The sequence below is a fragment of the Arthrobacter sp. genome (assembly GCF_031179385.1).
Classification (GTDB): domain Bacteria; phylum Actinomycetota; class Actinomycetes; order Actinomycetales; family Micrococcaceae; genus Arthrobacter_D.
On the sequence record NZ_JAPSHV010000045.1, the window covers coordinates 1 to 9,792 of the forward strand.

General features: G+C 65.8%; 9 protein-coding genes. 2 read left to right on the top strand and 7 right to left on the bottom strand.

The features are described 5' to 3' along the window. The first annotated feature begins 124 nt into the window (after positions 1 to 124). Positions 125 to 1,279, top strand: coding sequence for an aspartate-semialdehyde dehydrogenase (asd, locus tag RIF85_RS08315; RefSeq protein WP_309071442.1), 1,155 nt, complete (start codon positions 125 to 127; stop codon positions 1,277 to 1,279). A gap of 182 nt (positions 1,280 to 1,461) precedes the next feature. Further along, a complete protein-coding gene (locus RIF85_RS08320; protein WP_309071443.1) occupies positions 1,462 to 1,902 on the top strand; it encodes a hypothetical protein in 441 nt (146 codons plus the stop codon). 21 nt (positions 1,903 to 1,923) lie between these two features. Here RIF85_RS08320 and RIF85_RS08325 read toward each other — a convergent pair whose 3' ends face one another. The 7 genes from RIF85_RS08325 to RIF85_RS08355 form a co-directional block, all read right to left on the bottom strand. Then, the gene (locus tag RIF85_RS08325; protein ID WP_309071444.1) at positions 1,924 to 2,997 is read right to left on the bottom strand and encodes a UDP-N-acetylmuramate dehydrogenase; all 1,074 of its coding nucleotides are present in this window, start codon (positions 2,995 to 2,997) and stop codon (positions 1,924 to 1,926) included. Beyond that, positions 2,994 to 3,434 carry a MaoC family dehydratase gene (locus RIF85_RS08330; RefSeq protein ID WP_309071445.1) on the bottom strand — a complete coding sequence of 147 codons (441 nt, stop codon included), beginning with the start codon at positions 3,432 to 3,434 and terminating at the stop codon, positions 2,994 to 2,996. Before RIF85_RS08330 ends, RIF85_RS08325 begins: the two co-directional genes overlap by 4 nt. 3 nt (positions 3,435 to 3,437) lie before the next feature. Beyond that, positions 3,438 to 3,887: a MaoC family dehydratase N-terminal domain-containing protein gene (locus RIF85_RS08335; protein ID WP_309071446.1), complete on the bottom strand. Its 450-nt coding sequence runs from the start codon at positions 3,885 to 3,887 to the stop codon at positions 3,438 to 3,440. A 65-nt stretch (positions 3,888 to 3,952) separates the two neighbouring features. Continuing rightward, a complete protein-coding gene (locus RIF85_RS08340) occupies positions 3,953 to 4,204 on the bottom strand; it encodes a hypothetical protein (RefSeq protein WP_309071447.1) in 252 nt (83 codons plus the stop codon). 60 nt (positions 4,205 to 4,264) lie between these two features. Further along, the gene (locus RIF85_RS08345; protein WP_309071448.1) at positions 4,265 to 6,820 is read right to left on the bottom strand and encodes an AMP-binding protein; all 2,556 of its coding nucleotides are present in this window, start codon (positions 6,818 to 6,820) and stop codon (positions 4,265 to 4,267) included. 5 nt (positions 6,821 to 6,825) lie between these two features. Then, positions 6,826 to 7,974 (bottom strand): ABC transporter ATP-binding protein, encoded by a 1,149-nt coding sequence (locus RIF85_RS08350; protein ID WP_309071449.1) that lies wholly within the window; start codon positions 7,972 to 7,974, stop codon positions 6,826 to 6,828. After that, on the bottom strand, positions 7,964 to 9,658 hold the full coding sequence (locus RIF85_RS08355) for an iron ABC transporter permease (protein ID WP_309071450.1): 1,695 nt from the start codon (positions 9,656 to 9,658) through the stop codon (positions 7,964 to 7,966). Before RIF85_RS08355 ends, RIF85_RS08350 begins: the two co-directional genes overlap by 11 nt. Positions 9,659 to 9,792 lie beyond the last annotated feature (134 nt).

Here is a 9,792-nt window from a genome sequence, read left to right on the forward strand (position 1 = left end):
GGCAGGGAACCGCTGAGGCATTAGGCGTCGTCGTACTCGCTCGTGGCCCGGCGTTGTTTTCGGGATGTTTCGGTGTTGGCGTAACCGACCGGGGCAGTTTGACCCGCTCCCCTAAACTTGATTCATGACTTCCGCAGCGAATCTGTCCTCGTCCGTGCCCTCCGTCGGTCTGGTCGGCTGGCGTGGAATGGTCGGCTCGGTCCTGATGCAGCGAATGCAGGACGAGGGCGACTTCCGACGCATCAACCCGGTCTTCTTCTCGACCTCCAACGCCGGTGGCGCTGCGCCGTCGTTCGCTGAGGGCGCCGGCGCTCTTGAGGATGCTTACGACGTCGAGACTCTCGCGAAGCTGCCGATCATCGTCACGGCTCAGGGCGGCGGGTACACCTCGGAGGTATACCCGAAGCTGCGCGACGCAGGATGGGACGGCCTGTGGATTGATGCTGCTTCCACGCTGCGTATGGAGGACAGCTCCATCATTGTGCTCGATCCGGTCAACCGCGACGTCATTGACGCCGGCCTTTCCCGCGGTGTGCGGGATTTCATCGGCGGCAACTGCACGGTCTCCTGCATGCTCATGGGCCTCGGCGGCCTGTTCAGGAACGGCCTGGTCGAGTGGGGCACCTCCATGACCTACCAGGCAGCATCCGGCGGCGGTGCACGGCACATGCGTGAGTTGCTGAATCAGTTCGGTTCAATCCACGGCACTGTGGCCGGGAACCTGGCAGACCCCGCGTCGGCAATCCTTGACATCGACCGCGCCGTTCTGGCGCAGCAGAAGAACCCTGACATGGACGCCTCCCAATTCGGTGTGCCGCTCGCGGGTTCCGTCATCCCGTGGATCGATGCCGATCTGGGCAACGGACAGTCGAAGGAAGAGTGGAAGGCCGGCCAGGAGACGAACAAGATCCTGGGAACCGACGTGGCCGACGGCTCCCGGATCCCGTTTGACGGCCTGTGCGTACGGATCGGCGCTATGCGCTCCCATTCCCAGGCCTTGACGCTGAAGCTCACCCAGGACCTCTCGGTCGGTGAGATCGAGAACCTCATTGATCAGGACAATGAGTGGGCAACCGTGGTGCCGAACACCAAGGAAGCAACTCTCCAGGGGCTTACCCCGGTGGCGGCCAGCGGAACCCTGCAGATCCCGGTCGGGCGGATCCGCAAGCTCGAAATGGGCCCCGAGTACATCAGCGCATTCACGGTAGGAGACCAGCTTCTGTGGGGTGCAGCCGAGCCGCTGCGCCGCATGCTCCTCATCGCCACCGGCAACCTCTGACAGCTCGCGCGGCCGGGCCTCACCTGACGGACCGGGAGCGGAATCTTCTCGAGAAAGAACATGCGCTGCAGGCAACACACACGCGTTGCCTGCAGCGCATGTTCTTTATGTAGGTCGCGTCTGGCGGGCTTTCGAAGCTGTGTACTAGAAAAATGTCAGAAGCAGGGTGCAGACTGTCCTGCATGAATCAGATTCCAGCAGACATTCCAGTAGACAAGGTCCTGACGCGGTACTTCTCTGCGAGCGCTTCAGGCAGGCACCCAGCCACGGTTGAGCGCTACGGGCGCGTCCTGGCCCACTTGCGTCTCTTCCTCGAACAGGAGGGCGATTCCGTCGTCAGCGCCGAGACAGCCTCGCTGCTGGCCCTGGAGCGGCAGTTTGAGGCGGAGGGCGCCTTCGAGCGAATACTTGGCGCCGAGCAGCTGGTATTCGCTCTCCCCCGCTTCCTCAGCAGCACATGGCTCCTCGAGGACTTCCACGATCGCCTCGCGCAGATAAGCCTCGTGTCCCGTCTTGTGCAGTGGCTGTGCAGCCGGGAGCTGGTTGACAGCCGCTGGCACCGGCACGCAGTCATGCAGACGCGTGCAGCGGCGGAGAAAGCACGACGGCATGCAACCACCTGAGAGGTCCGGCGGGCCACACGCTCAGTTCAGCGCGCAGCCGATCAGCAGCGGTTCCGGGTGAAGGCGGATGCCGAAGCGCTGGTCCACACCATCGGCTACCAGTCGGGCGATGCTCAAGAGGTCCTCCGCGGAGGCATCGCCACGGTTTGTGACGGCGAGAGTGTGCTTGGTGGACAGCGCGGCCCTACCGCCTGCCGCCTGGTAGCCGGCGTCGTCGGAGAGCCCGAAGCCCTTACCGAAACCGGCCTGCTCGATCAGCCAGGCCGCACTGAGCTTCACCGAGTCGTCCGGCATCGGGTATCTCGGGGCGCCGGCAGGCAGGGACTCAGCCACGGCGGCGTCAACGATGGGATTCGTGAAGAAGGATCCGGTGCTGTACGTATCGCGGTCGGCCGGGTCGAGCACCATGCCCTTCGCCGCCCTGAGTTTCAGCACGGCCCGCCGCACATCGTTGGCGTACGTCCGTTCGCCCACTTCGATGCCCAGTTCCCGGGCCAATTCCGCGTACCGCACCGGCGCGCTCAAGCGGCCAAGGCCAAGCTGGAACTGGACCGTGAGCACCACGTAGCGGGGAGATCCGGAGTCGGTGGTGCGCTTCAGCAGCGAATCCCGGTACCCGAACTTGAGGTCGAAGTTGGCAAGCGACGTGATGGACCGAGTCTCGCGGTCGTACGTGCGCACCATGGCGATGGTCTGCGAAACCTCCGCACCGTACGCGCCGACGTTCTGCACCGGAACGGCACCGGTGGAGCCAGGGATGCCGGACAACGCTTCCAGCCCGGAGTACGCATGACGCACCGTGTACTCGACGAGCTCATCCCAGGGCTGGCCTGCCTGGGCGGTGACCATCACGCCTCCGCAGGTGGCGTCGTCGTCGTTCACGGTGAAGCCCGTTGAAGCGATCCTGACCACGGTGCCCGCGAAGCCGCTGTCAGCAACCAGCAGGTTGGAGCCACCGCCGATGAGCAGCAGGGGCTCCCCCGCCTCGTCGGCGGACCGAACCGCGTCGATGAGCTCGGCCTCCGTGCGCGCCTCAATCAGGGTGCGGGCCGGACCTCCGACCGCCGACGTCGTGAACTCCGCAAGCGATGTCACCAAATCCGCACCACTGCCTGGGCCTTGACCAGGACCTTTTGGCCGCCTGCCGAGACGGTGAGGTCGATGCGGGCGGTGGAGTTATCCGGATCAAGTGCACCCACAATTCCGACCACCTCGATGGCCGCACCTGCCACACCTGGCTGGTCAGTGGTGTCCTCGACGACCACCGGCCGTGTGAAGCGGGTCTGGTAGTCAATGACGGCGGTCGGATCGCCAACCCAGTCGGCCACCACCTGAACCGCTGAGCCCATGGTGAACATCCCGTGGGCGATGACGCCGGGCAGGTCCACGCTCCGGGCGAAGGATTCGTTCCAGTGGATCGGGTTGAAGTCACCGGACGCACCGGCGTACTTCACGAGGTCGAGTCGGGTGACCCCAAGGGAGGTCCGGCCGATCTCCTGGCCTACTTCGAGGTCTGTCAGCGTGATTGCCATGATTTACTGCTCCTCCCCGCGCACCAGGATGGACGACGTGGTTGTTGCGGTCTTCTCGCCCTCCACCGTGGAGATCTCGGCGCGGGTGGTGATCATCGCGCCGCCGCCCATGGCACGGACCTGGTCAACATGGAGCTCGGCAACGAGCTCGTCACCGGCGACGATCGGCCGGTGGTGGGTGAACCGCTGGTCAGCATGGACGACCCGGGTGAAGTCGATGCCGGCCTCCGGGTCGTTGATCAGCTGCGCATCGGCGCGCTGGGCGACGATGATTGCGAAAGTGGGAGGGGCAACGACGTCCCGGTGGCCTAGTGCCCGTGCAGCTTCCGGGTCGAAGTGCGACGGATGCGTGGCTTTCACGGCCTCGGCGAATTCACGGATTTTCTCGCGTCCAACGGTGTAGACCTCGGCAGCCGGGTAGCTGCGCCCCTGAAGGTCGGGATTGATCGTCATGGAACTCCTTGTAATCGGGGCCTCTCAGGCGCTGACGCGCCTGTCCAGCGTAACTGTTCGTCCGGCTACCGGCCGGTCCGGGGGTTACCGTTCCCCGGTCGCGCACGACGGCGGGCGTCCCGTCCGCGTACCACCAGGCCTGCGAGATGGGCCGCCATGCCCGCGACGATGATGGGCAGTGCGGCAAACACGAGCGGATCGGTCTGCAGCATCGCCCCGGCGACGGCCAGGAGAATACCGACGCCGGTAAGGATCAGCGCGCTGATGACCAGCTTCCGGTACAGCGGCGATCCGGTGTCCCAGGGTGTGTTGAGCATGGTTCCATCCTAGAGTCCGGGACCCTGAGCCCGGGCATCACAGACTGTGGCACCACCGGATCAGACGGCCACTTCGTGCCGTCCACGCAGTCGCCTCGAAAACCACTGGACCCAACCCGGCACCCGCATCACCAACACCCAATAGAGCACCCCGGCAACGAGCGAGGCGGCCACGGCCACCGCAGGATGCATGGCTTCCAGATGCGGGAACACCAGCCAGTGGGTGAGGTAGATGTACAGAGACGCACTGGCCAGGACCACGGTGAAGCGCTGCAGACTCCGGGGAACCGGCAGGGTCCGCAACCAGACGAGCACCAGCAGGCCAACCAGCAGTGTCATCTCGCGGAGCTGGTCGTGGAAGAAGAAGCCCGGCACGCATGAAAGAACGACGGCGGTGATGAGGCACCGGTGCACGACCGTCTGTGACTGGGCGGCCGCCCACCCGAGAGCGAACAGCCACAGCGCGGGAGCGGTATTTGGCAGGTCCAGATCGACGATGTTGAACCGCGTCAGCAAGCCGATGGCCACCAGCCCGAGCGGGAAACCCAGGGGGAAGCGCCGCTCCAGGCGCGCGACCGGCGGAATAGCGAGCAGCGCAACGGCGCAGACAAGGAGGTAGGTCAGAACCTCCACGAACCAGAAGTGCCACTCCGGGGTCACCTCCTGGGGACCCACCATCGCGTTCAGGAGGAAGATGTTCGCAACGCTGTAGTGATCCGTGATGACGTAGCCGACGGCGATGAGCGCCATGCTGGGTACCACAATGCGGGCGATGCTGACCAGCTGTCTGCGCAGCCGTTCACCGCGCTCGCCCTGCAGCTGGAACCGCGCGAAGTTATAGCCGGCGGCAGCCATCAGCACGTGGGCTGTGCCCTCCCAGTGGAACAGTCCGATGTGTGTGCTGATGATGAGGATGATGGCAACTGCGCGCAGAACGATGCTCGATTCGATGGCGGCGAAGAACCGGCGGCGCCGGCCCGGGGAGCCGCCTTGCTCGAGTTCAGCGGCAGTTCGCAGGTGCCAATCGGCAGGCAGGGTGCCAAGAGCGTTCTCCAGCCGGACCGACGTCGCGACATATGACAGTGAGTCGCCTCCCAGCGACACAAAGGTGCTGTCGCCGCTGACGGCGGAAACCTCCAGCTGCTCCGCCAGAATGGTTCGTACGTCCTGCGGTCCTTCCTTCCGCCCCGGCTGTGCCCTGAGCGATGGCTCCCCAGGTTCTGCAAGGGCCAGCACAGCCTGATAATCCGCTTTCCCGCTGTTGAGCCGCGGAAGGCTCTCCACTGCGTACATCTTCAGGGCGCCGCGCGGGATGCCGAGCTCGCGGGCCAACACCTTCCGGAGCAGGTCGGGTTCGTGATCGCCCTGGACAGCGACGACCAGGAGTTCGTCCTTGCCAGCGCAGGTGGAGTCGACTCCGAACCCGGCGAGGATTTGCTCTACGCGTCCAAGGTCGACGCGCAGGCCGGCGATCTTGATGAACCGGCTGCGGCGCCCTACCACCTCGTACAGGCCGTCCGGGTGACGCCGGGCAAGGTCACCGGTCCGCAGCTCGTTCACGGTGCGCCCGTCGGCGAGGTCGGCAGGGTCCATCGCGTAGCCGAGCATGACGTTGGGACCGGTGTAGACGAGCTCTCCGTCCTCCAACCCCGGAACCGGGTCAATCCTGAAACTTCCTCCTGGCACCGGGACGCCGATCCTGGACGGATTCCGCGCTGCAAGGGCGGGCGGCAGGTAAGCCATCCGCGCGGTGGCTTCGGTCTGCCCGTACATGACGAACAGCTCCCAACCCCGTTCCTCGCCCAGCTGCGCGTACCGCTGCACCAGCTCGGGAGCGAGTCTGCCGCCGGCCTGCGTCACGTACCGCAGCGTCGGCAGGTCCATAGCGTCGAAGCCCACGCGTTCCAGCAACTCGAACGTGTACGGCACGGCTGCAAAAGCGGTTGCCTTGGTGCTGCGGAACAGCTCCCAGAAGCAGGGGTCCACCACGGAGAGGTCCGTGAGGACCACCGATGCACCGCTGAGGAGGTGGCTGTTGATGACCGAGAGGCCGTAGCAGTACGACATGGGCAGGGTGGTCACGGCGCGGTCTGCCTGTCCGATCCTGAGGTACTCCGCAATCGCCGCGGCGTTGGCCTCCAGGTTCCGGTGCGAGAGCCGGACCAGCTTGGGTGAGCCCGTCGAGCCGGACGTGCTCAGCAGGAGGGCGAGATCAGGATGGAGGTCATGTCCGGTCCCAACGCGAACTTCCTTCAGGCTCGGTCGCCCGTCCCCCTCCCCTGCTGCCATGACAACGTCGGGATCGAAGTTATCCCTGATCGAATCGGCGGCTGAGGGCTTGTCCCCGGGCACCAGGATGACAGGATGCCCGCCGGAGAGTGCAGCAAGGTACGCGACGAGAGAGTCGACGTCGTTGGTTGCGGCGAGCAGTACCAGGCGACGGACGGGACCGAGGCGGTCCGCGACCGCTTCCACCCGCTCCGCCAGCTGCCGGTAGGTGAGAGTCCCGGACTCAGTGACGACGGCGGGCCGGTCGGCGAAGCGGGCGAGTCCGGCTGCGAAAGCCACAGAACGGGTTGCAGCTTCCAGGGGCAGAGTCTGCGTTGTGATCGACACGGGTGCTACCTCGAGGTGGGGACGGGCGACGGCTCCGGCAGCTGCAGTGCGCGGCCGGCGGCGGCAATCGGGGGCTCGGTGACGGCTCGGTCATTGACCAGCAGGGTGGGGGATGTTCCGGGAGCGACAGTCACGCTGACCCGGGTCCCGGGTGCATAGCGGACGTGGTGCGGCTGCCAGGACCGCAAGGTCCTGCCGGATGCCAGACGGACGTGGTGCAGGACGAAGGCGCCCCGATACTCCTGGGACACGACTTGCGCAGACGCACTCGGATCGAGGGCGAGCGCTACTTCGTGAGGCCGGAGCACAACGTCGACATCGACGTCGCAGTTCGCCCAGCCCGGCACCGTCGAGACCACACCGATCTCGCAGGTCAGCAGCGCATTGTGAACATTCGCCGGGAGGAAGTCCGCGTCTCCCATGAAGGACGCCACGAATCGTGTGCTCGGTTGCTCGAAGACCCGTTCGGGCGTATCAGCCTGCTCAATCACGCCGTCGCGCATCACCACCACGCGGTCCCCCACGGAAAGCGCTTCGGTCTGGTCATGGGTTACGAGCAGGCTGGTGGTGCCCGTTTCCTGTAACACCGCGACAATATCCGAGCGCACCCTGCCGCGCAGGGTCTCGTCCAGGCTGGAGAACGGCTCGTCCAGGAGTACGACGGCGGGGCGGGGCGCCAAGGCACGCGCAAGGGCGACGCGCTGCTGCTCTCCACCCGAGAGCTCGTGCGGATAACGGGCAGCAAGGTGGTTCAGGCGCACCAGTTCCAGGACCTCGGCAACGCGCTGCTCCCTTTCTCTGGCCGGCAGGCGATTGACCCCGAAGGCGACGTTCCGGGCGACGGTGAGATTGGGGAACAGTGCGTGGTCCTGGAAGACCAGTCCCACCCGGCGTCGTTCGGGTTCCTGGAACCGCCGCCGGTCGGCAACCACCTCCCCAGCGATCGAGATCGATCCGGAGTCCGGGCGCTCAAGGCCGGCGATCAGCCGAAGCATGGTCGACTTTCCACACCCTGACGGCCCGATCACGGTCACCAATTCACCGGCTGCCACCGTCAGATCCAGTGCTTTGGCTGCCGAGACTCCGCCGTACCGCCTGCTGATTCCCTCAAGCATCAGCGCCGGCGTCGTGACGTCGATCAGGTTACTGGCCATGCGCCACCGCTCCGTTCTTGAGGCCGGCCGTCCGGCGGAAAAGGAAGTACACGGGAATCACTGCCACCACGACGATCCCCAGGGCGGGCAGCGCTGCCTTCTCCCAGAAGTTTTCACGGGCGAGCTCGTAGACCCATACAGAGATGGTGGTGAAACCGAACGGCCGAAGCAGGAGCACGATCGGCAGTTCCTTCACGGCGTCGATCGCCACCAGAACCAGCGCTACGGCTGCACCGCGGCGGGCCAGCGGGAGGTGTACGCGGGTCAGGAGCCTGCGCGGCGTCGACCCGAGACTCAGCGCCGAGAAGGTGAGGGCGGGAGAGATTTTGGCGAAGCTGGCGTCCACAGCCTGGTAGGCAGGGGCAAGGAACCTCACGAGGTAGGCGAAAAGGATGCCGGCTACTGAGCCGGTCACGAGCAGTCCGGTCCCACCCGGGACTCCTGCAACCTCGAGCCACTCATCCAGCCGGGCGAAGGCAATGAGCACACCGATACCGATCACCGCGCCCGGCACGGCATAACCGAAGGTGGTGAGCTGCGCTGCCGCTGCCACAACCGGGCCGCCGCCCAGCCGCTGTGCGTGTCCGATCATCAGCGCGAGCGCTGCACACAACAGGGCAGCAATCGAGGCAACGGCAATGCTGTTCACGAGGTATTCGGCGAAGCGCGGATCCAGCAACGGCTCGGAACCGCCGACGGCCTCGCCGATCGCCCATCCGACCAGCTGGGCAACAGGAAGGGCGAAACCCGCGCCGAGCACGGCCAGGCCCACGAAAGCGGCTGCCCAGCCGGTCCAACCGGTGAGCCGCCGGGCACGCAGCCCTTCGCCGCGGCCATGCTTCTGGTGGAAGCGGGAGCGTCCGCGGAGGAGCCGTTCGCCGGCCAGGACCGCGACCGCGAACAGGAGCACAAGCATCGAGAGCTGCGTTGCTGCCTGGAACTCGAAGCTGCCCTTCCACACCAGGTAAACCCCGACGGCGACGGTCTGGACATTGAAGTACTGGACGGTTGCGAAGTCCGTCAGGGTTTCCATCATCACCAGCGCAAGGGCAGCTGCAAGCGAGGGCCTCGCCATGGGCACCACCACTCTCCACAGCGTCCGTGAGCGGCTGGCACCGAGGGTGCGTGCGGCGTCGTACGTTGTGGCGCTCTGCTCAACCAGCGCCGAACGGGCCAGGAGGTAGACATACGGATAGAGCGTCAGTGACATCACGACGACGGCGCCGAGCAGGGTTCGAACCTCCGGCAACCAGGCGCCGGGGCCAAGGACCGTGCGCAGGAATGACTGCACCGGTCCGCCCACATCGAAGGTGGAGAGGAAGACAAAACCGAGGATATAGGCCGGCATGGCCAACGGCAGCACCAGCGCCCACGAGAGCAGGTTGCGGAGGGGAAAGTCGTAGGCAGTGACCAGCCAGGCCAACCCGCCCCCGATCAGCAGCGTGCCGGTGCCCACCCCCGCCATCAGGAGAACCGTGGTGAGGATCATGGGACCGATGTCCTGCGGCAGGCTGCCGGAGTTCAGGCTTCCCAGCCCGTCGATCACCACCGCGACGACCGGAGTTGCCACCAGCAGGGCTGCCAGCAGGACTGCCGCCGACCACAGCGGACGGCCGTTCCCGGTCAGCAGGCGCCGGCGCCTGCCGGAAACGGCGGCGTCAACCAGGACAGCCGGGTCACTCACTTGTAGCCGGCCTCAGCCAGTACGTCGATCGCTTCGGCATTCAGGTCACCGTACGCTTCAGCGTTCAGCGGCATGCGGTTGAACTCACCGAATCCGGCGATGACCGGTTCGGGCTCGGCCTCCGGATTGACCGG